Consider the following 22092-nt stretch of genomic DNA (forward strand, 5'->3'; position numbering starts at 1 on the left):
AAAATAATTGGCGGCTTGGATATTAGCATTATTTTGTTGGTTTATTGCAGCTATTGCACTCGGTTTTGCTATTACTCTTACCAAAGAGGTTCATAATAAAAGAAGAACTTTAGATTATTCAACTCAACCTAATTTTTTTAACATATCTTCAGACTCAATCTTCGGATGGATTTTTGGTGCAATCGTCTCGATTATTATTGGATTATTCGTAGGGTTCTTCTTTAAAATATTACCTTGGTGGTTAGCGAGAAGTATACATTTTGGCATAAGTATATTGATGGTTATAGTTGGAGTTTTTGTTTTGCGTTATTAATTATATAAAGTACTTGTTTTCTCATAAAAAGAGCCTCTTTTATTTAGACAAAAGAGGCTCCTTTTTATTCTTACTATTGCATCCACGTATACACTATATACAAGCAACCCTACCGATTCCAATTGCTATCAAAGGGAAGCGGAGATGATTAAATATCCTGTTTATAAAGAAGTTGGGGATGTTAATAATTCCCAGGCCGGATTAATAGAGGAAATTCTATTTAATTCTCAATAGTTGATTAACAGACACCTACTAAGTGTCTTTTTTAACATAAACCAATACCCATCGCAGCGGCCATAGAAAAGAAATGCCTAGATTGACCCCTAAAGTCCATTTATTAATCCATATAAGTCGTATACTTAGTATCACTTTCGGTACTAAGCTTAGACGCATGATTACGCATTATGCACATACCCGCTTCACCAATAGCATAACTAGTGTATTTACCAGCTGGAGCTCCTGCTCTGACCGCATCACTGATTCCCGTTTTATCTAAAAAAGCAGGGTTTATGGTAACCGAAAGAGAGTTTTTTTCAGGATCACTTGCATTTACTGCTCTTACACTAAATTTGCCTGTTCCATACATAAAGTATGCTTTTGATGCTCTTCCAAAGCCATTGGCAGTAAATGCTGTCGTCATTCAGTCCATCATAACGTCAAGTGCCCCAACCCCGTTTGCGATTCTTCAAACCAGGGGAGAGTTTGAACCTTGCGTATTTTCGCATGCAATTTCGAAACCTTGGATTTGTGCCTTCTTCGACTTCTTCATGATGTGCGAGCCAAGCGTATATCGTTGAAGCAAGCATTCTGCTTACTGTTTTCAGATGGGCAGCGGTAAATCGAGTATCGACGTAGACGGTTAACGATTTCGGTACCGGTTCATTTAAAGAAATGTTGAACTTGATCCTCAAAAGGTATCGTTATTTTACGTAAAGTTGCTGCAATACGCGCCATACGTTTAGATTTAGGGGTATTATTCTTTTTCATGAAGTTCACCTTTCATACTTGTGTAGGATATTATATGCCAAGAAGGGCCAATAGTTCTTAGGCAATCTAAAAGTAAGAAGGAACGAATGAAACAAGAAATACGAATGATCTCGTGGCCACTGTGCATGATTGCGGAAGAAAAAGCAGCAAACCCGTACTTTGAAAGACAGAAAGCCCAAGTACCAAGTACTTGGATACCAGCTGAATACTTTGCATGTTTGACCTTTGATTTGCTTCTCCTTGTTATTTTTTGAAGCTGCTTGCAAAAGCGAAAAGAGAGTCAACATAAGCTTGAAATTGTTATAGAGATTGATAAAATAAAGCATTAAACTAGAGTGATAGAGTGCTCTTCTGGAAGGTGCTGAATATCGTGCAATTAGACGAAATCATTAAGTATGAAAATGAAAATACATTTGTGGATTTCAAAAAAACTCAATATTCTCGCAATGAGGATCTGATTAAAGACATAATGGCAATGGCAAATGCGGACTCGGATGTGCTCACTCGTTACATCATTGTTGGTGTTAAGCTTTATCCAGGTGGGGATAGAGACTATCATGCGATTCCAGAACATGAATTCAAAGATGACGCTGATTATCAGCAAATTATAAGACAATATATTGAGCCAGAGATCAAATTCAGCTATTTCCCATATCATTTTGAGGAGAATCGTCTTGGAATTATTAAAATTTACGCGGGACAAAGCCGTCCATATTTATTGAAGCGCCAGTTAGGTAACCTGAATCCGGGAGATGGCTACATTCGCCGAGGTTCACAGCAGGCCCGTTTAATACGCGAGGACCTCGAAGTAATTTATGAAGATCGCTACCGGAAACAACGTGAACAAGAAATTAAAAACTCGTATCTTCATTTGTTAAGACATGAATATCGTAATAACAAAGATTTATTATGGATTATGAATAGCTATATTACTGAGGGAAGAATACTCAAAGAGATTTGGGAAGCTGCTGGCGAGATATCAAATCATTTTGTATTCGAAGCCTGGGATTCTTTGATGCGCTCAGGGCTTATAGCGTCACTTGCTTTTGGTGAGATGGATACTTATCGTTACGCTGTTAAAACTGTAAGGGATGCCATAAGATCAGTTCGGACAGCAAAAGCCAACTGGCTCCGACTCTGGGATTGGGATAAGGTTGGACAAGGCGAAAATGTAAAGATGATTAGTCAACCGATTCCCAAGTCTGTCACCCTTCAACAAAGCATCCATAACTGCCGTGAAGCTATCAAGATCGCCCAAAATGCTCTTGATTCAGCAATACAGCTACTTGAATCCACTCATCAAATTTAACGTCATCGATATTGCCCGCTCCGTTAAATACATCTTAGATTGACACTAGACGCATAGTCGTGTCGTGACGTGCGCTACAAGCACTCGCTGTCGGCGACGACTGACTCAGTCAGAGACGGTTGAGATGAAGATACACAGAGAGACGTCTTCCTGACCGGCTTCAGCGTGCAATCTCCCACAGGCTAGAAGCGGGGTTTGATTGAGCAGAACCCTCACATAAACGTTAACCGAACATTTAAATGCGGTCTAGGTATTCGTCAGAAGATTGGTGAGTATTGAAAGGAACGGGACGTGTTAATGTATGCCTGTTCCGCTCCCGACGCAGACGGTCGCTTCATTTATTTCCCGATAATGGGCAGCTGCTATGAATTAGGTTTAAGCATGGTGCTTAATGAATAGTATCGTTGAAACTTGATTTTTACCTTATCTATGAAATTAACGCGGTCAGATATGTTCATCACATTGCAAAAGTCGTTTAGCAACTCATCAATAGCTTGAGCAGACAGTTTAGTATAATTTGCTGCATAATAAATAATGAGATCACGGCTTGGATAGCCCCTGTTAAACGTTTCTTCCTTTGATCGACCATCGTTATTTTTTTTTATAGATTAGCTGGATTTTTTTATGTCTTCTTTGAGTAAGTCCGGCAATAATAGGAGCCTCTATTTCAGCTCGCATTTCTCTTAATAGAGTAAGTGTTCTGCTTATGTTATTACCGTTCCAATCTATCATAAAATTTTCCCTCAATATTTTAAATCCAACGTCACCAAACTTTAAATGAGCAATTTCATGAGCAAGCATACACCTTGTAATACTCGGTGCCTTGTTATAAACATCTAAGAGAGCTGTAGAAATTAAAATTCTATTATTGCTAAAAGCTTTACCATTGTAGTTGTCATCAGGGTAGGGGACCAACTTTATCTTACGATTAATCCCTGCAACTTTAAGCAGATTTCTAAATTCCTGATAAAGCGATGGATGAGACCGGGCTGTTATCCCTCTATAAAGAGTCATCGACAGAATTTCCTTAATCTCATTTTTGATATTCAACAATAGTCCCCCTTAATTGCATTACCTGCTTATTTATCTCTGAATGAAAATAAGGGATATATTCCTTATTTTTTTCTATTTTTCAACTCTATCAATATCTTCATGGAGCTGTCCATAAGTATTGCTTAGGGGAGGGTTAGGAACGAAGAAGGATTAATAACCTACCGGTTGGTTAAGGGCATCTGTATTAAAGGAGTCGCATAAAACTGAAGCTTATTTATATGAATATTCGATAAAATTAATACGTTCCCGTCTCTATAGAAGCTCTTTTTCTTTCATGGTAGAATAAGGAGATAAAATCTTACTCTTCCAGCAAAGGGTGAAGGCATTTGGCTTTTTGTTTCCTATGCGGTAGCCAATCCGTAGAATTGTGGCGTGAATCTCTTATGTTTCATATCGATTGTGATTGGTGTGGTAGCTATAAAATTTCGCATCAGGCAAGTTTTAATTACCCAGTAAATAATGCCGGTGTGCCAACGGAATTAGCTTATAAATCGGCTGCGTATATTAAACGGTTTTCACTATACGCTGACAAGAAGGTCGGAAGTATTACGATCGCTAGTTACCCAAATCCGCTGTTAGAGCCAGTTCGTACAAAAGAACAGCTCGAAAAAGCTTTTCCTGCCCCCCGCGATGTTATACCGCTTACTGCGCTTAACCTCGTTAAATTAAGCAGCGCATTCGGCAGCATAATTAATATACAACAAGAAGATACCGCCTTATTTTATGCTCCGAGTGTTAGTGGCATAATGGCAGCATTGAGAGGTTTGCAGAGTGCGGGATATATAGAAGGATTCAATAGCGCATTGCCTTGTGAGATTACCATAACAAATAAGGCCTGGGAACTACCGCATGAGATATATGCTCATGAGATCGGAGGAGTGTTAACGGTGAGTACTCAAAAAGAAGTTCAAAAGAGATATTTGCAATACTTACAAGATCAAGTAGAGGGCAATCCAGAACATATACCGAATATGTATGTACTTGGACGAAACCTAGGACTGCTGGAACCTGATATAGATAGCATCGTCAATCAGTTACTCAATGACAAACTGATTAAAGCCATAACTTTAGATACAATTACGATTACCCCTGAAGGAATTAAAGCTTTGTCACCAACACCTGACCCGGTACCTGCTACTACAACACAAAACGTAACAAATAATTATACCGTTTCAAACTTTGGCCATAACACTGCATTCCAAATTGCAAGCAATGGTAGCACCATTACTCAATCGAATCAACACACAACACCACCGATAGATGAGTTGCAACAGCTCGTTCAATTTCTGAAGAAAAATATCAAACAGGCCGGCTTAGATGAACTTGAGCTCGAGGAAGCAGAGAATGATATTCAAATGATCGAAAAGGGCCTCCGGCAAAAGGAACCGAAATTCGGCACTATTAGAAAGCGATTTTGGACGATGCTCGGAAACATTGGAGAAAAAGTTTCGGTGAATCTGCTTACGGCAAAGTTTCCGGAAGCTCTGAAATGGCTTAGCGATAAGGATATACCTTTCACTTAATCAAATAATTAAAAATTTTACATGTTCATGTACAAAAGGCTACCTGGGATCCAGGTAGCCTTTTGTTATTTACTTATTTTGTCTGCATTTTGTACAGCGGCTAACTTCTCATCATCAAATACGTGTGTATAAATCATGGTTGTTTGCACCGATTCATGTCCAAGCTGATCTTTTAATTTAGGCAGGTTATTATTTTCTTGAGCGTGACGCGTTGCAAAGCTATGACGTAGCTTATGTACAGTCAGCGCCGGCCGTCCAAATGCCTTTGCATACTTCTCGACAAGTTTTTGGACAGCCCTAACTGTTAACCGACCTTCCTTCCAGTTAATCGACTCAGGCGAGGGTAGGAACAGGGCGTTTACCGTTGAAGTTGGTTTGTACTTCTTCTTTCGAACATTTAGATACTCCTGCAGATCCGCTTTTGCTACGTCGCTAAAGTGAACAATTGACTTTTTATTTCCTTTTCTTACGACTTCAAATGCGTTTACTTCCATATTGACATCATTAATGTTCAGTCCGACCAACTCTGATACTCGAAGACCAGAACCTAGAACGAGTGATACGATCGCAGTGTCACGTTCTCGGTTTATCTCATGGAATTTCTTAGTTGTGCCATGAAGGCCAGGAAGGGCGCCAAACTCAAATGCAACAAATTCCCGAAATTTCTCAAAATCATCGTTACGCAGAACGAAGTTTTTAATTTTCTCCGCTTTTACATCGTTATCGACTTTGGCGTTCTTCAGATCAATCTTTGCCATTACATTTCGATTTAGGTAAGGCGTTAAATCCTCATGTTCAGCCTTGTTGGTAAGGTAGTTGAAGAGAGATTTTAATGAGCTGAGTTTTCGATTTATTGTGGGGTCAGCATTACCTTTGTGATTAAGTAGATGACCTCGAAACTTGGTGATGTCCTGTACGCGCAGCTTCTCTAACAAAATAAGAGGGATATCTGTTTTGGCACCGGTGTGGTAACCAGCTGCAATTAACCATTCGAAAAAGATAGTGTAGTCATGGGCGTAGTTGAGTAGGGAAGCGGGCGAGAGATCATAACTATGCTCCATATACTCGACTACATACCAAGGCAAAAGTGGCAACTTAGATTCAGTACGGCTAGTGTACTCGTCTGCTAATTCTTTAATCATGGGGAAGGGGGACACCTCCGTAATATTATTATAGGAACTTATGTTCCTATAATAATATTAAAAGTAAAATTTTGTCAACAAAATTTCGTAAAATATTTTATCGCATTAATTAAATTCGTATAAATGATTCTTGACGTAATTATTGTTCGAGAAGATAATTTAAAGAAATAGGTTGGGAAGAGTGTGAACCATTTGACTAATATACATTTCATGCAGAACGAGCTATTGATATTTGCCCTTTGCGGCTCAATGGCTAGAAACGAATCAATTGTACATCAATTAAAGGACATGGCGAGTAAACTGGGCATTGATTGCGAAATAAAAGGTTATCAAGAGGGATCCGGCGTTCATAGCTTGGGTAGACACTTATTAACTTCTTTGGCCGAAGATGTTGCCAAACAAATGTTCAACTTTACTAGAACTGAAGTCGATGATATGTATCTGCAACGAAATCTATACCAAGCACTAATTAGTCAAATTAAGAATGATCCAACACTTGATTATAATGGCGCAGTTGATGAATTGTTAAAAATCGCTAAGCAGACACAGGCAATAATAAGAAGTAAACCGGATCCAGGCGTTCTGTACCGTCAAATTCCAAATGGGACTAATAATTACTTTGGCTATTCAGGGTCAAAAATTTTCCTAATTAACAATATACTATCTTCATACAGCTTCAGGCGTGGACCGTATTATAGAATCAACACTTGGTCAGATGATTTATTAGTTCGGAAGGATATTTCCATCGATAGAATTATAATACACCCGAGATATTTGTTTCTCGACTGTTTTGGGGATGGAGAATCAGAAGTAATCGTATTTAATCCGGACGTGAAAGAAACTTTAGATAGCCCCAAAGATGGAGATGTCGAAAAAGTAAAATTTTAATTCATCAAATTAATATTTTACGTAATTAAATAGGAGCCCGGCCGCCGTTGTACTCCTTAGCTGGCTGCTAGAAAAGAATCGATTGATAGGCATGAGAAAATCTTAAAAAGGTTTGGAGAATATATTAAAAGAGTTTATACTTTAATTGCCAGCTATCTAAATCATAACTGTAAATGTAAAGGGGATTTCTGATGGTAAAATCAACATTTGTATTTTTCAGAAAGGTTATAGATTTTTTTGATACACCAGTATTCCCAATATTAGTTTTAATATTTTTTAGTTTTGCATTATTCATTTTAAATGACATATAAAGCCCCCCCTAACTATAGCTTCGGTATGATGTCAATTTGTACGCGGGATAAACGGATCGTACCTACAATATTGATATGTGCTCCGTCTACCCTATTAAAAAAGAAACGGCCGGAAAGTCTCTTCGGACTACCGGTCGTTTCTTTCTCTAATTTGCTGTACAACGAGAAACTTTAATTGCTCTATAGCTCTTTCTTTACCCATTACTCTTACTTCATTAAGTATTGTAATTAACTTTTTGGATTTTCTATGTTAGGTGATAATAAGATATCTTATTCTCTTTCCAAAAATAAACGAATATGCTTTTGTTTTTATAATCCAGTATGGTTCCCTTAATACCGTTGCTGAAATCATACAAACTATTCAACGTGACCGGATCCAAAATATATTGCCTACTTATAAGGTTAACCAGTATCTTTCCATCCGATGAAATTCTCGCTGTTGGTAATGTATCTCCCTCAGGCATTTTAAAATCGGAAAGAGTACGTTCCTTTATCAAACCCTTGTTATTATAGTAGCTTAATTTATTCGTTGTAAAATTTAAGAATAGATATCCATTGCCGGCCGTGAAAGCCAAACCATTGCGGTCCATCGTTCTTTTCCAAATCGAATTCCCGGATGAGGATAGAGCAAGCAGTATTTGCTTTTGCTTATTGTCTGGGGAACTGGTCGTAAAAACCAGTGTTCCATCCGTAAGGGCGAAAGTGGTGTAATCGTTAACATATACTCCTTTAGCAAACGAGTACGTATAGGCCTGCTTCAAAGCGGAATCGTAACCCATGATTTTTTGAGCATCACTGGTTTTCATTATAGCTTTAACCACTATTCTGTCTTTCGTGACAGTTACAATTTTGCCTGAAATGATTTTATCGAACTTAGACTTACCGTTAGGATCAAAACCCATGAGTCGGACTGATTCCTTCCCAACGGCAGAAGACTTCACAGCGGCAATAACTAAAGTTCCATCGCTCAAGCGATAGAGTTTCCCATCAAATGGAACGTCAGAGGGCAAGCGTTTGCTCCACTTTTCCTTACCTGCAGCGGTTACTGCGTATAGTAACTTTTCAGAAGAGAAATACGCATACACGTTACCGTCTGGTGTATATACAAACGGGTCTTTCGTACTTGGCCATCCGTAACCAGATTTTGCAAACGAGAAGATCCACTTAACTTTGCCTGTATTCTGATCAACTGCACGAAGTGTATCAGGCGTCCAGACTTTCGTTTCTGATGCCTTTTCCTCTCCTACATGGAGGTAGATAGTACTTGTGCCTGGCACCATATAGATATCCTCTTGGATTGGTACATAATCCGCATTTGGCTTCTGTGCCCATACTTCCTTTGGCAGTTTGTCATAGCTTTTGGCATACGCATCCCCAAAGATACCCATACCAATTACCATAGCGACAAAGAAAGCGATTATAATTCTCTTTTTCATTTTTCCACTCCTGCATTAAAATTTATTATTTAATCCATTTGTGATATTTATCGGAAAATTTCTTTTAAATATTTACATGATCATCCACGTCCTCCTGTTGGTTTAATCTCAAAAAAGCAAAAAAGCAGCCGATCATTTATTAGGCTACTAAGGCCTCAAGTTATTAATCATACAGCAGAGTCTGGCCCACACAAAAAAACCCGCCCCCGTTGAAGGGACAGGTCTTTCCTTTACTTTGGAATTGCTGCTACGATTAAGTCCTGATCTGTTTCTAAGACAGAGCGGCTATAATTTATTTCATCTTTGCCGGCTGCTCTAATTTGCTGGACTACCAAAAACTTTAATTGTTCGACTGCTTTATCTTTACCTATTACACGCACTTCATCAAGTTTCATTGAAGACTTAAACATTTGCTCCTCCAATTAAACCATCATTATAGCTACATTATAACGAACAGATGATCGGAAATTCAAGAGAATAACAATATATTAATAGCTCATAAATGCGCCTAACTAGAGTTATTCGTGTGGCTATGCTACTATCTATTCTCGCCAATCTGGTGCTCGGCATCTCCATCAAATCCTTACGATATGAGGACCATACGGATTTAAACTTGTCCATTTATACAAAAATGGAAAACGGACTTATAATCTTTGGAAGCGGGCATTGAAGGCCGGATCCCAGATGTCGCTGCTGCTAATCTGCTTCGGCATGCTTGAAGCGGGAATTAACCCTCCTGCATAAACTAGTTGATCTGCTTCCAAGTAATTTTGACTTCACGGCATCCAGCGGACATTTTACAACTTCAACGTATTCTCCTTAGTTCCAGGGAAAAACGAAAAAAAGACATGCTTAATATAAGCAAGCCTTCATTTCGTAAAGGGATCAATCATTATACTGAATTACTTATCAATCAATGTCGCATCATCCACTGATAATCAATATAACAATCGACTGTTAAGCAATATAATACCATCTCTTCATAATAAACGCCACAAATACTGGTGTTAGTAGCATCTTTGTCCAATTTTCGTCTTGACTCTTACTTTGATCCTCGGTTCAAGATGAACATATTTCCTCAAGTCGCCTCTAGCTGAGCTCAGTGCCGGCTACTCCTTGCTGGCTACTTCTATATTTTTGTCACCTTTTACACAGGAAGCTATTGTATAATATCGAGGACCAGCATTATTAATTTTCGGCCGTGGCCGGTGTGGCAAATAGACAGCATTTTGTACGTCCAAATTGTAAAAGCGATATGGCTCAGAGTCGAAGCCAAACTTCCCACTGGATCGCTGAGCTATATATCCTTTAATTCTATGAGCAAAATCCGGATCAATTCCCTCCAATATTAAAGACAACGAAGGTATGTTTGGATCAAGCACCACAATATCTTTGATCTTATATAAATACTCCATTTCTCCCCCGCTAGCCATACGAAAGGTGATATAAATTGGGGTTTTATAGCTGTTGCTATCCGGGCAAGCGTGGACTCCATGGATTTGCGTGAGATCATAAGTTTTACCGGCTGCGACGGACAATACTTCTACTTCATAATAATGCATACTTTTGTCTGCCCCCAATAAAAAATTGATGTATTCGCGTATAATCCGATACTCCGGTACCGAATGTTTTCTCAAGAACTGATCTAAGATAGCAATGAGTTCAAACCACGTCATACTAGTGAATCCAGTTACTGGATCATGCAATATTCTATTCTTCGTTAATGTAATCCCCATTGCGGTTACGCCTTCATCCATTGGGAAGTGCTGCGGATCCAAATACGATATTAACTGGTCCTTTATGTCGTTAACTTTAGCTGAGACTTTGATACTTTTAGCTTCAATGATCAGAACAAATTGCTTGATGCGTCCCTTAAACAGTGACCGTGTAATATCACGGCGAATAGGCTTAGGACCAAATGATGTCATCTCCGCATCTACCTGCACAAAGTCTATTTCCTTTAAAGAAGGAAAATCAGGGATTTGACTACAAAAGTGAGTCAGTAGATCCGGAAATGTTGCGAATAAATAGGCAAGTCCTTTGGTTTGCTTTGTTTCGCTATCTCCATCGATTAAATTGAAGAAAGAGGCGTTGTTTTGGTATAGCCGAAATGAAGTTTTCACTATATATCTCCTCAACATTGTTGAATAGTGTTCTTATTTCTATTGTCATCATCTCTAATCCTCCATAAGCAAAGACTACTCATGATCTTTTATTTAATTAATCCTTATCTGGCTTCTTGTAGCTGTCCAATTAGACGCTGGACATATTTATTGTTGTACCCTTTTCTCGATTCATTGACCATGTCTATAATTAATATAGCCATTAACCCTTCAACGGTTAGCAAAAAATCAGGGTCCATCTCTTCCATGTTTGAAAGAAGCAGTTCAGCCTTGTAGATCGATCGTTTCCGTGCTGGAACTTTAACGCGCATCCAGCCTCCGGATTGCCGCGGATGGCGTTTCTCTGGTACAGCCCAGTGCGTTTGAACAGTTGGATGTTTTGAAGTCGGTTGTTGCTGTTCTTGTGGTTTAATCAGGCACTGCTGCTCTTTTAGGTTTCGGTATACAGTTACCTGATCAATTCTCCCCCGACGAAAGTTGAAAATAAAGTCCTCGAATATATTCGAAATAACCGAATTCAAGCTAATCTCAGTATCGATTAATTCTTGGATATCATCTACAAATGATTCCGCCCTGAGGAAATCTCGAGTCGGTAAGTACGTTGTAAGAATAAGAACTTCTTCTTCTTTTGGCCGTATATAATCGAACAGTGATTGCAACAATGTTTTATTCTCCGGAGGCTGGCCAACTGAATTTATTCGCTGACCGATCAGATCCAGTTTACTCTTTACCCCCATATCTTCACCCCCCTCTTTATAGCTGCCATAATAAGTCGGTGAACTGTTTGTCGTTTAGGAAGTTCCCACTTTAACATCAGTCTTACGATCTCATCGTGATATATCTCAATCAATTTCACGTGCATATGCTTTCCGGTGTCTTTGTATGGAATTAGGATTACCGGCTTGTCTGATGTATAATGACCTTCCTGGTATATCAAAGTAGTTGGTTGATGATAATAGGCATCGATAATCTGTTTATCATTCAAAGCAGCAATAATGAGTTTCGTGTTGTACTCGGATTGTTTTTTTCCCATCCCATAATCCATTGCCCACTTTCGGAGAGTAACCCATTGATCTGAGGTAACTGGAAACTTTACATTGTGTATTTTATCAGATCTCTGTTTTCGTTTTTTCTTCTCCTGTTCATCAGGCTTTTTTTGTGGTTCACGCTCCAATATGGGATTCACAGTAAATAAGTTCGGTTGATTCAAACTACCCTCTCCCCCACTCTAAAATTGCTCCCCTACCTCCATTACCGTCAGGGCCACTTTCCTAGTTTCCCAGTTTCCTATTCTTAATTTATGTCTGAAATGGACAAGCTATGTTTGAGGGAAGTATAAAATTTTTAGGATTGGAAAGACTAAGCAATTACTGACTGTTACCTTCGGAGGTGAACCCTGTTGTTTCAAAAATCTTTGGCTACTAAACAGACTGCAACAGCTTTTGCAAAGCGTACAGCTGACTTACAAAAAGTGCTGGGATCAAGAAAATTCAAGTCTTCGCCAGCTACACAGGAAGAAGCCGAACGTACACTTTTCAAAAAAAAATAAGTCCCAGGCTATGCCCAGGGCTTATTTTTTTTATCGTTAAGATTCTTCGGAATTCTCCACCTTATGTGAGTCACGTTCCTTCTGTAAGGCTGCTTCAGTGTCCCTAATTCTAATTTCTGCATCTACAAGGAATTTTCTCAATTCGTCCCGTTGTTCAAAAAGTTCCCTCATCTTTGCCGTTGCTTCTGTTTGAGTCACTTCCAACTTGCCTTGATATTCCGATCGAAGAGCAAGTAGATCCCGCTCCTTCTCAAGCTCTTTACGTTCTTTAAGACGTTCCAATTCGTCCTGATGACGTTCTAGTACATTCTTCAGTTGTTCTTCCTTCAGCTGATTAAGTGCCCTCAATTCGCCTTCCAGTGAAGCCACACGTTCACCTTGTTTATCAAAGGCTCGTTTCAACTGTTCGAGTTCTTGAGACAGTCCTTTACTGCCTTCAGCAGCATCTTTATATTCCTTAACCAAGCCGGCGAGCATATCATTCTTCTCTTTATACTCGTCTACAAGTGTTGCTTTATCGTGTACTGTAGCTTCAAGCTGGTCCGCAATTTTATTATTGGATGTTATCTCTTTTTGAAGCCGCCCAAGTTCATCGGATTGCTCTTTAATCAACTTTTTTTGTTCAGCAATCTCCCGCTCCTGGTTGAAAATTATATCCGCTCGATCCTCAAGTTTTTCATCATACTTTTGAATTAACTGATGTTTCTCTGCTGCTTCAGTCTGAATCATTGAAATAAAAATTTCGAGTGGCCGGCGAATATGATATTCAAGTTCATCAATTTGCTTTGCATATCCCTGCCCGCTCCCTTCTTTCAATAGCTGCAGCTCATACAACAAAGCAAGATGCTCAAGAAACTCTTCTTGCGTATCAAATTTACCTTCTGTCGCAAACTTTTCAAGCTTCTCTTTTAACCCCGGACTCATCTTATATGCTTTTGACAACTTCTGTGGCTTATTGTTTTCGAGGACACCGCCAGCGGAATCTTCAGTAGACATATATAACCGCCTCCAAATCAAAATACAAAAAGTTTACTTTTTAATATTAGTATGCCCTAAGTTTACCGGGTTTACTAGGTAAACTTATCTTGATAATGGACAGCTTATTGATATCCAACAAGAAAATGAACTTCCTTTAAACTGTTAATGTACCGGCGCCATGAATTGATTTACAAACTCTGTTGCTAGCTCCCGATCCGTCATTAATATCCCAATGTAGGTATCAAAGAATGCTTGTACTATTTCAGTCTCCCAATGAACTAATGACAGCTGCTGTATTGTTTGATTAACGGTTTCATTAAATTGTTCCAATGATTGATCATTCGGATTAAGTTGTACGATTAGCTCCCCAAAGACAACAATCACCCTTTGGATCAATGTCTTATGTATTAGCATTGTTTCATATGTAATAATGACACGTTCTCCCCTTCTATGGTTTTATGTGAGACGACTTTCAGATAAGAATAAAACTACATATTCTAACAGTCAATCAATAATTGTGTAATAATATGACAATTGGAATTTAACAAAATCAAAAACGCCCCTCACACTTTGTGCAAGGGGGACCGGTCCAACCAATTCTCTCATATCGCTTAATTTTCTTTGAATTCAGAGGAATCTATCAAATTCTTCTTCATAATTCATTCGTTATCAAAAATCCATGGTTGTTTTTCTTTACTTTCATACTCTCTAACTACGATAAGAACGTTTAAAACTAAAATTAGGAGCCCCATCCACACAAATACATCAAATCCTTTTAAATACGAGCAAACAATACCAAATAAAGCAAGTAAACTCGTTACTATGACGAAAATCCATCTCTTCAAGTTCAAATTGAAACCTCCCTCTTCATTTTGTTTCCTTAGAGTCTTTAATTCGGTCTATCTCTTTCTTTCCATCCTGGATACCATAAAATTCATTTATCTTCCCATGTGGAGTAATTCTCGTTTTAGTTGCGATATGAAATAAATAAAATCGGCTTGTATCTGGATTAAATCTGATTTCAAATCCGCGATATCTCTTAGCCATTCCTGTACGCTCCCTATTCATTTTGTTTCATTATTCGGATGCCTTTTATCCAGCCATATCAAAAACCTAATACATCCAAAAACCAATATAAATGTGAGAGTGCCATAGGTAATAAATAATGCATCGATCATGGACATCATGTAAGCTCCCTATACATTGAATTACTTAGCCGATTCGGTACATTAGACTGCAGTTTCATTCTGATTTTCGACTAAATCGTTATATGCAACGACCTTATTCTTGCCAGAATTTTTTGCCTTGTACATGGCAGCATCCGCTTCAGAGATAAGCTTATCCGTAGCCCCCTCTTCACCGGCTACTACATAACCAATACTTGCTGTAACAACAGTTTCATTCTCGATCCGTGCGCGTATTCTCTCCGTCAATTCGGACATATTTACTTCAGGTTCTTCTACAATAAGAACAATTTCTTCTCCACCGTATCTGCCTGCAATTCCCACTTCTTCTGCTTCTTCTTTTAAAATGGATGCAACTGATTTTAGTGCTTTATCTCCCTCTTCATGACCAAAGGTATCATTAAGGCGTTTGAAGTTATCAAGATCAATAAATACGATAGATATCGGAGCTTTTTTACTAATCTTATATGCCATTGTCGTATTGATATAATAGGGGTTATGCAATCCTGTTAGGGCATCGTGAGTTGAGTTATGGTAGATATCCTCCAAGATTTCAATAACACGATCAAACAAAATGATAAACAATGTAACGTACCAACCAATTCGCATTAGATTATCTAACGCATTAAGGCCGGCTAGCGGACCAAAAAACTGATTTCCTAGATGAGCGACAGAAGATAACGTAAAAAACACAATGCCAACAAGGAACTTTTTATTGCCAGCAGTCAGTGGGTATACCATAATAACGGACATTGCGGTCAAGGCAAGCAGGTACAGGCTACCAGCAACAGGGATAATGGGTAACAGCACTGCTGCAGCTAGAAAGGTAATAGATAGTCTTTTGAAGCGCTTAGAAGTCTCTTCATACATTTGATAGATGCCCATATTCGCTCCGATAAAAAAGGCTGAGTAGAATAACACCCGGAGATACTCCGACATTGCTCCCGCTCCACCCTGCATAAATCCAGTAATTAGTACGATGATCTGCTCCAAAAGCATGATGCCTATTACTACAGTAAGCGTGAAATACGCTCGTTTCTTACGATGGATCAGCAATCTTGATGTTTGTAGCAACAGAAGAGTAAGGACAAGAATACTTAATGAAGAGTAATACACTTCACCTTGTGATTCGGTAAATAATTGAGTCATTACAAATTCTCCTTATTGTTTATAACCCGAGAGTTATCATTTGCTATTTGATTCCACGAAGATAATAAATGACTTTAGATATTTGATCGGAATTAAATCGTCTATTTGATACAAATTGAAGCAAGTACTGATCTAATTGAGCTAGCTTAAGTACCGGTACTGATGGGTTTCCAACTACTATTTCAATATAAGGATTAACAAAGAGAACGACTCCTTGAACCCATACATTAATCCCAAGTGATTGTAGCTTTTTCGATAAAACAAAAGTTTTCAGTTTAGCTTCCTTAATGGGATTTAACATTTCTTTGTGGGAATCCCGCTTCATATGAAACCACTTACGTTCTCTTTCATTTCCAACTATGCGACCCGATCGATTCTTCTTCACAATGACAAAAACACCATTATCTCGGACAATGACCTCATCAATAATGACTGTCAAATCCCCGTTTTTAACTGAAATATTGAAGAAAGATTCATAGGTAATAGAGATATTATCTGGTTTCTTGCTATAATCTATTGGCTTATGGGGTACTTCACTTATCGAAGCAACCTCAAGTAATACTGAACCTTTTCTTCTTAACAGTCTTACCGTAATGAATGCAGCCAGGACGCCAGTTATGCATAGTGCTGATATGACACATAGCATTACTGTGACGGACATATAGACGATCCTTTCTTAAAGAATTTATTCGTATACCGAATTCGAACGCTTATTGTTCGAGGATATAAAGGATTAGTCTTATAATTTCTGAGATACATCAGCTATTCCCCAGCTAAATGTTATCTCACGTCTGCCTATATTTTCGACTTCTTCACGATTAATGGCCATAAAGCGTATTCCTTCATCCGTATAATAGATTAATTGAGGGTGATCATTAGAGTCATACTTTATATATCCTAGAAACTCTATCCAAAGAGCATCGATGTATGGATATATCCAATCAAAAAACAACTCCGCTTCTCCCCGATCTTTATATACAGACCTAACAAACATAAATAAGGATTCATCGCTTTTATCCTTTTCAAAAATTGAAACCTTCACAGGAGCGCCAGAAGGATCATTGTATGAAGACAACATAGTATCCCATTGTAGCGCTTTAAATAGTGAATGTTCTGGCAATACTGTAGGTTCCTGTGAACGAAGTGAAGCCATATACTTAAGTATTTCAACGATATTTTCAGGAGTGTCTACTTTTAATTTGAGACGAATATTCAATTCAGTAAAATCACCCATATAATTGCCCCTTTCTTCTTCGCACACTTATTCCATAGAAAATTGATCCTCCAGCCACTCCTGAAGAGTCTGATTGTTTGCTGCTGCTTTTTCAATAAGCTTTAATTTCATTTTATCTGCTATATAAAATGTAATCGGCGCCAACCCTGTATCAATTAATGTTCCATCGTATTTATTTACGATTTCTCCGGAGCGAATAAACATCTTTAATTTATCAATAAGATCCGGATGGGTAGATGGTAGGACGTCAAGCAACACACACTTCTTTACCTCAACAACTATCTGATTCTGATCAGCAGTTGTAATACGCATGTTCTTCGGGCCGGCTTGCTGGAATAACTCTTCAATTATCCTATAGATAATTGAGTCCAACGTTGGGGGAAGCGGGAATATGAATTTTGCATATCCGTAGCTTGTAATGGCCTTCTTATCGGATATAGGTTGTTTAGGAAGCCATCCTGCTTCGATTGCGTTCTCATAAGACAAAATTTCATTATGAGCCAGCTGCAGCATGATCTCCTTTTTCTTGTTACTTATCTTTTTCATTCTTACGATTCGCCCAATTTTTCCGTCCTTTTCGAAAAGTTGATATAGATAGACTCCTGTTGCTTTATCATAAATCGTGTCATACTTACCGCTATCCGGATTGTCAGATACATACTTCATGAGATCCTCTTCTTTAATGAAATATGTCTTCTTACCTCGCAGTTCCCCTTCGGAATGCGGTAACCCTTCTCGTATTAATTTATGTATGAATGTTGTCGAACGGCCGATTCGCTTGGCTGCTTCTGCTGACGTAAGGTCTTCACGTGTATAGAAGGGCTTAATGCGTTCAACATCTGATTGTAAATAAACGTATCCTCCGTCCCCTCTATAGGTGAGGGCGTTTACTGGCACCAATTTTTTATTATCATCCGGATGGTCCTTTAATTTATTTAAAGCCGTAACTGAGATTTTCAGTACTTTTGCTGCTTCTTTTGCTTTTATATATTGCATGATCCCTAACCTTTCGATTGTAGTTTACGACTGAATCGGTATCTATATTGACCTTCCTGGTCTATCCATTGACTACTTTCTTTCATTATCAGCTTACCATTTAGAGCATCCATATTCATTTGAAAATAGGAATAAAGGGCATTCGTCCGATCAAACCAATAACTTTGCACCCGCTTCATAGGATAACCGATAAAAGTATGATTTTCACGGGAAATTTTAAAGTTCCAGTCCATGAAATTCTCCGTTTCTTGTTGCCATTCAGCCCCGTCAACATTTCGAACGAACACTTCGCCAAGGTAAATACCATAAGACATGATTGTTGACAGCATGGGTTCATGCCCAAGCGGATATACCCCATTAAGTGCAGCGTCTATTTTTCTCAGACTATCCGGTGTAAAGTCAACATGCACATCTAATGTATCTCCTATGATAGTTGCTAAAACTGGTGATGCTTGTATAAATTCTTGAAGTTTGCTCATCTTAATAGTCTCCTTATCAATAGAGTGAAAATAGATTCTAATATACTTGTTTTACTTAAAGGAGAGTTAATGAAGGTCTCGGCAACATCTCAACTGGTATAATGTGACCTATAACAGCATTGGATTTATTAAGAGCGATATGTGTATGATTTAGGACAATCCATCTCTCAATTCTTTTCCATTGCTTAGAAGCTCCAGCTCCAGTGACTTTGTTACTTCTTAGGAAACTGATCTTCAAATAATCATTTCTGATGCTACCCGCTGCCTTCCTTTTCATTTGCTTTTCCATTCATAAGCATCCCCTTTATAAATCAATTCACTTGTGCTAGATAACTATTCAGATACACTATTTGCTACAACATTGCGGAAGAGACCAGAAATGCTAACATACTATTCTCCACTAATAACCATCTTCTCAAAAATGGATTCATGTATATATACTAATATATATACATGAATCCATTATAGCATACGTTCATTTCAATTCACACATTGACCAGTTTTTATTAAATTAGGTCGATACCATACGCTTTTACGAAATCAACCATTCATAATATTTTAAATTAGAATCTTTATTCAAACAAAACTAATAATCTATTATTTTTTCTTGAGTTAATCCTACTCAATATTTCGTCATCATTATGAGATTCGAACATTTGTTTGATATAATTGCATTTAGGTAATATTTACTGAAAGGAGTCTTCTTTTTGAATAATACTATCATCACCAATTGGATGACGAATAATAACTATAGTCTAGAGAACCTTTCAAAAAGTAAAGAACGTTTAAATGTACTATTAGATAATCAACATTACGAGCTCATACATTCCTATATCCTGCGTACAGAAAATGATGCTGGTGATTACGACTACTCCTCCCTCTCTAATATTGGAATGTTATATTTGTATCTCCATAAAGTTGGAACTAACCGAGAGGCTAATACAAAAAAAGAATATGCACGGGAGATTATGCAATTTTTCAATAAGATACACTCTAATGGTATATCAGACATCCGATTGTTGAAACGCAGCCAGGTAGAAGTGTATCGGTCTTGGCTCGTTCGAGAGTATACGAAAACAACAACACAGGCGAAGAAAATCACTATCGTCAGCAGCTTCCTATCCTGGTGCTATGAAGAAAAATACCTGCGAAGGGATTTAAGCCGAGCGCTGGTAAATGTAAAAGTAGAAAGAGAGCAGATCCCGGAGAGGGAGATTGATCATTCATCTTTTCAAGCTGCAATTAAGTATTATGAACATGATCCCAAATTCAAAGGATTAATCTTATTAATCTCAAGTACCGGCCTAAGACTAAATGAGGTTATCACCCCAGACTGGAAAGACCTTTATTTTGATTCTGTACGATCAAAATACTATTTAAGGACAATAACGAAGCGAGGCCATGAGCGACACGCACATATTAAGGAATATGTTCTAAAGGAAATCATTGAATATCGTCGACGCCTTGGCTTAAACGTTTCGATTGATCCAACCGACGAATCTCCCTTCTATCCGAATCGAACCGGCAAGCGCTACTTACTGACTAGCCTCTCGGCTATCGTGACGAAGAAGTTAGCCAAAGCCCAAGTAGTAACGATAAAAAACAATAAAGTGACCGCTCACTACTTCCGTCACTTCTTTGCTCGGACTGCTTTTAACAGCGGTGCACCAACAGACCGCATTTCTAAAACATTAGGGCATAGCTCAAGCAAAATCACTGAAGAGAATTATCTTCACCGTGAGCTCAAAAAGGAACATGATGTTAGTGATTTTGTTGATCTAAACGAAATACTTCAACCTAAACCATAAGTCATGAGATCGATATTTTGACGTGTTTCTTCATTATAATGGCGCTCATTTTTGGATACATAATTAGCTTACCATTGAATGCATTAGCGACGAGATTATGTGCTGCCGCTGCAGATGATGCGATCCCGCTTCACATTATGAGATATATAGCGCCTTTAGTTTCAATCGCTAGCCTTGGAGCGGGTATCCTCTCTACATCTCCTGTCTCATGGGGAATGACTATACCCTTTGTTCTTCTTCTTATATTAGTGACATTTTGCGATATACGGTTCAAATTAATACCTGATAAAGTCATACTACCCGGTATCGCTGTAGCCATTGTCGTTCAATTATTTATCAATGCTCTACCGGTTTGGAATTATATCCTTGCTGCCCTCTTTTCAGGAGGTATTTTCTACTTCATAGCTCTTATAACGACACGTGAAAACCAGGCACCCTCCGTCGGTGGAGGCGATATTAAATTCCTTTTTCTTATCGGACTTATATTAGGGATTAAACTATCTTTTATTGCTTTTATTCTTTTTAGCCTTTTAGGAACTATATTCGGTCTCTACCTCTTGCTTTTCAGACGTGCTAAATCAATGGTAATTCCTTTTGGACCGTTTATTGCTGCCGGTTCATTAATCAGTTATTTGTGGGGTGAAGATTGGACTAGACTCCTACTTCAGAATCTTTTGTTTTAATATTAGTGTTAAGGAATCTCCACAATAATCTGCTTAGACGCCGTTTACTCGTAATACTTCTACCATGTTTAAAACGATAATAATGATATATGATTCTTAAAGAAATGATGTAATTTGGTAAAGTCTACAGGGTCCTGGATCACGCCTCTATTATTTCTGAAAGGATGATTCACATGCTAACAGAAGCCAAAAAGCTAGAAATTTCGATCGCAGTTTTTCAGCAGTCTTACCCTAGATATCTTTCATTCTTCAGTCCCTTCTTTCCTACAGAAGATTTCGCTATATGGTTCATTCATGCATGCGAGTTTAATCATGATGTCTCGATAAAAAGAGCTATGCATCAATTAGTTCGCACAATTTCTATGGCGGATAATGCTTATAAATTAGACGAAAACACTAAATTAGGTGGCATTCAAGTACAATACTGGATCATGGCCATTGAAGCACTTTATAAAACTGTTAATCAAAAAAAAATTAAAACGAAGTCAGCTATTATTCGGGACTTCTTTACAAACTACATTTCGACTGAGCATCAAGAGAAATTAATACAAGCAATATGGACTTCTGAGGAAAAACCGCTAAGCATACTTGAAATCGCAAATCTCTTTAATGGAATTCGCAATATGGTTGCACATGAGGGTATCTACTGGATGTGCCGCTTTCCGGATGATGAAAACTTGGGTTATATTTTGAACCCAAAACAAGAAGAGGCCTTGAAAAACTCCACCTACCATATTGGAGATAATCCAGGTCTTGATAAAAATATGATGTTTTATGTACTGCAATTAACCGATAAACAGATCAGAGATATCATTGTATCTGGTGGTATTCGTTACATCTTAAGGCTGATCTCTCCTGCACCCAGCTAATTTCCATCCCCTTCCACATAAAAAACAAACCCACAGGATACGTATCCTGTGGGTTTGTTTTTTTAAATTTATCCAACA

Annotated in this window: 25 protein-coding genes; 8 read left to right on the forward strand and 17 right to left on the reverse strand. The window is 38.2% G+C overall.

The genetic code is table 11. From position 1 onward, the window contains the following. Positions 1 to 7: 7 nt before the first annotated feature. Complete coding sequence (locus WFK81_RS20865) at positions 8 to 313, forward strand: hypothetical protein (RefSeq protein WP_336788310.1); 306 nt, start codon at positions 8 to 10, stop codon at positions 311 to 313. 337 nt (positions 314 to 650) lie between these two features. On the opposite strand, the gene WFK81_RS20870 is transcribed toward WFK81_RS20865, so the two are convergent. Further along, the gene (locus tag WFK81_RS20870; RefSeq protein ID WP_336788311.1) at positions 651 to 953 is read right to left on the reverse strand and encodes a hypothetical protein; all 303 of its coding nucleotides are present in this window, start codon (positions 951 to 953) and stop codon (positions 651 to 653) included. A gap of 717 nt (positions 954 to 1670) precedes the next feature. Between WFK81_RS20870 and WFK81_RS20875 the strand changes: the two genes are divergently transcribed. Next, positions 1671 to 2609: an AlbA family DNA-binding domain-containing protein gene (locus tag WFK81_RS20875; RefSeq protein WP_336788312.1), complete on the forward strand. Its 939-nt coding sequence runs from the start codon at positions 1671 to 1673 to the stop codon at positions 2607 to 2609. Between the two features lie 591 nt (positions 2610 to 3200). Here WFK81_RS20875 and WFK81_RS20880 read toward each other — a convergent pair. Then, entirely contained in the window at positions 3201 to 3659 is a 459-nt protein-coding gene (locus WFK81_RS20880) for a M48 family metalloprotease (RefSeq protein WP_336788313.1), read from the reverse strand. A gap of 386 nt (positions 3660 to 4045) precedes the next feature. On the opposite strand from WFK81_RS20880, the gene WFK81_RS20885 reads away from it, so the two are divergent. Further along, entirely contained in the window at positions 4046 to 5185 is a 1140-nt protein-coding gene (locus WFK81_RS20885; protein ID WP_336788314.1) for a hypothetical protein, read from the forward strand. 65 nt (positions 5186 to 5250) lie between these two features. Here the strand turns inward: WFK81_RS20885 and xerS are convergent, their stop codons facing one another. After that, entirely contained in the window at positions 5251 to 6327 is a 1077-nt protein-coding gene (gene xerS / locus WFK81_RS20890; protein WP_336788315.1) for a tyrosine recombinase XerS, read from the reverse strand. Positions 6328 to 6537: 210 nt separating this feature from the next. Between xerS and WFK81_RS20895 the strand changes: the two genes are divergently transcribed. Further along, positions 6538 to 7215, forward strand: coding sequence for a hypothetical protein (locus WFK81_RS20895; protein WP_336788316.1), 678 nt, complete (start codon positions 6538 to 6540; stop codon positions 7213 to 7215). A 124-nt stretch (positions 7216 to 7339) separates the two neighbouring features. On the opposite strand, the gene WFK81_RS20900 is transcribed toward WFK81_RS20895, so the two are convergent. The 6 genes from WFK81_RS20900 to WFK81_RS20925 form a co-directional block, all read right to left on the reverse strand. Further along, positions 7340 to 7522 (reverse strand): hypothetical protein, encoded by a 183-nt coding sequence (locus WFK81_RS20900; RefSeq protein WP_336788317.1) that lies wholly within the window; start codon positions 7520 to 7522, stop codon positions 7340 to 7342. Positions 7523 to 7771: 249 nt separating this feature from the next. After that, on the reverse strand, positions 7772 to 8962 hold the full coding sequence (locus tag WFK81_RS20905) for an outer membrane protein assembly factor BamB family protein (RefSeq protein ID WP_336788318.1): 1191 nt from the start codon (positions 8960 to 8962) through the stop codon (positions 7772 to 7774). A 230-nt stretch (positions 8963 to 9192) separates the two neighbouring features. Further along, on the reverse strand, positions 9193 to 9357 hold the full coding sequence (locus tag WFK81_RS20910; RefSeq protein WP_336788319.1) for a hypothetical protein: 165 nt from the start codon (positions 9355 to 9357) through the stop codon (positions 9193 to 9195). Positions 9358 to 10071: 714 nt separating this feature from the next. Further along, positions 10072 to 11085, reverse strand: a complete 1014-nt coding sequence (locus tag WFK81_RS20915; RefSeq protein ID WP_336788320.1) for a hypothetical protein — start codon at positions 11083 to 11085, stop codon at positions 10072 to 10074. A gap of 104 nt (positions 11086 to 11189) precedes the next feature. Beyond that, positions 11190 to 11822: a hypothetical protein gene (locus tag WFK81_RS20920; protein ID WP_336788321.1), complete on the reverse strand. Its 633-nt coding sequence runs from the start codon at positions 11820 to 11822 to the stop codon at positions 11190 to 11192. Beyond that, on the reverse strand, positions 11813 to 12295 hold the full coding sequence (locus tag WFK81_RS20925) for a hypothetical protein (RefSeq protein ID WP_336788322.1): 483 nt from the start codon (positions 12293 to 12295) through the stop codon (positions 11813 to 11815). Before WFK81_RS20925 ends, WFK81_RS20920 begins: the two co-directional genes overlap by 10 nt. Before the next feature lie 189 nt (positions 12296 to 12484). Between WFK81_RS20925 and WFK81_RS20930 the strand changes: the two genes are divergently transcribed. Further along, on the forward strand, positions 12485 to 12634 hold the full coding sequence (locus tag WFK81_RS20930; protein ID WP_336788323.1) for a hypothetical protein: 150 nt from the start codon (positions 12485 to 12487) through the stop codon (positions 12632 to 12634). A 36-nt stretch (positions 12635 to 12670) separates the two neighbouring features. Here WFK81_RS20930 and WFK81_RS20935 read toward each other — a convergent pair whose 3' ends face one another. The 8 genes from WFK81_RS20935 to WFK81_RS20970 form a co-directional block, all read right to left on the reverse strand. Then, complete coding sequence (locus tag WFK81_RS20935) at positions 12671 to 13630, reverse strand: hypothetical protein (RefSeq protein ID WP_336788324.1); 960 nt, start codon at positions 13628 to 13630, stop codon at positions 12671 to 12673. Between the two features lie 849 nt (positions 13631 to 14479). Beyond that, positions 14480 to 14659, reverse strand: coding sequence for a hypothetical protein (locus WFK81_RS20940; RefSeq protein WP_336788325.1), 180 nt, complete (start codon positions 14657 to 14659; stop codon positions 14480 to 14482). A gap of 182 nt (positions 14660 to 14841) precedes the next feature. Next, positions 14842 to 15945, reverse strand: a complete 1104-nt coding sequence (locus WFK81_RS20945; RefSeq protein ID WP_336788326.1) for a GGDEF domain-containing protein — start codon at positions 15943 to 15945, stop codon at positions 14842 to 14844. Between the two features lie 43 nt (positions 15946 to 15988). After that, positions 15989 to 16606, reverse strand: coding sequence for a nuclease-related domain-containing protein (locus tag WFK81_RS20950; protein WP_336788327.1), 618 nt, complete (start codon positions 16604 to 16606; stop codon positions 15989 to 15991). 78 nt (positions 16607 to 16684) lie between these two features. Further along, positions 16685 to 17179 carry a hypothetical protein gene (locus tag WFK81_RS20955; protein WP_336788328.1) on the reverse strand — a complete coding sequence of 165 codons (495 nt, stop codon included), beginning with the start codon at positions 17177 to 17179 and terminating at the stop codon, positions 16685 to 16687. Between the two features lie 27 nt (positions 17180 to 17206). After that, entirely contained in the window at positions 17207 to 18175 is a 969-nt protein-coding gene (locus tag WFK81_RS20960) for a helix-turn-helix domain-containing protein (protein WP_336788329.1), read from the reverse strand. Between the two features lie 5 nt (positions 18176 to 18180). Then, positions 18181 to 18654: a hypothetical protein gene (locus WFK81_RS20965; protein ID WP_336788330.1), complete on the reverse strand. Its 474-nt coding sequence runs from the start codon at positions 18652 to 18654 to the stop codon at positions 18181 to 18183. 55 nt (positions 18655 to 18709) lie between these two features. Continuing rightward, on the reverse strand, positions 18710 to 18943 hold the full coding sequence (locus WFK81_RS20970) for a hypothetical protein (RefSeq protein ID WP_336788331.1): 234 nt from the start codon (positions 18941 to 18943) through the stop codon (positions 18710 to 18712). Between the two features lie 418 nt (positions 18944 to 19361). On the opposite strand from WFK81_RS20970, the gene WFK81_RS20975 reads away from it, so the two are divergent. From WFK81_RS20975 to WFK81_RS20985, 3 genes are all read left to right on the forward strand, one after another. After that, the gene (locus tag WFK81_RS20975; RefSeq protein WP_336788332.1) at positions 19362 to 20462 is read left to right on the forward strand and encodes a tyrosine-type recombinase/integrase; all 1101 of its coding nucleotides are present in this window, start codon (positions 19362 to 19364) and stop codon (positions 20460 to 20462) included. Positions 20463 to 20500: 38 nt separating this feature from the next. Continuing rightward, the gene (locus tag WFK81_RS20980; RefSeq protein ID WP_336788333.1) at positions 20501 to 21145 is read left to right on the forward strand and encodes a prepilin peptidase; all 645 of its coding nucleotides are present in this window, start codon (positions 20501 to 20503) and stop codon (positions 21143 to 21145) included. 173 nt (positions 21146 to 21318) lie between these two features. Continuing rightward, entirely contained in the window at positions 21319 to 22014 is a 696-nt protein-coding gene (locus WFK81_RS20985) for a hypothetical protein (protein ID WP_336788334.1), read from the forward strand. Positions 22015 to 22092 lie beyond the last annotated feature (78 nt).

This window comes from Paenibacillus sp. MMO-177 (assembly GCF_037147795.1).
Classification (GTDB): Bacteria; Bacillota; Bacilli; order Paenibacillales; family Paenibacillaceae; genus Pristimantibacillus.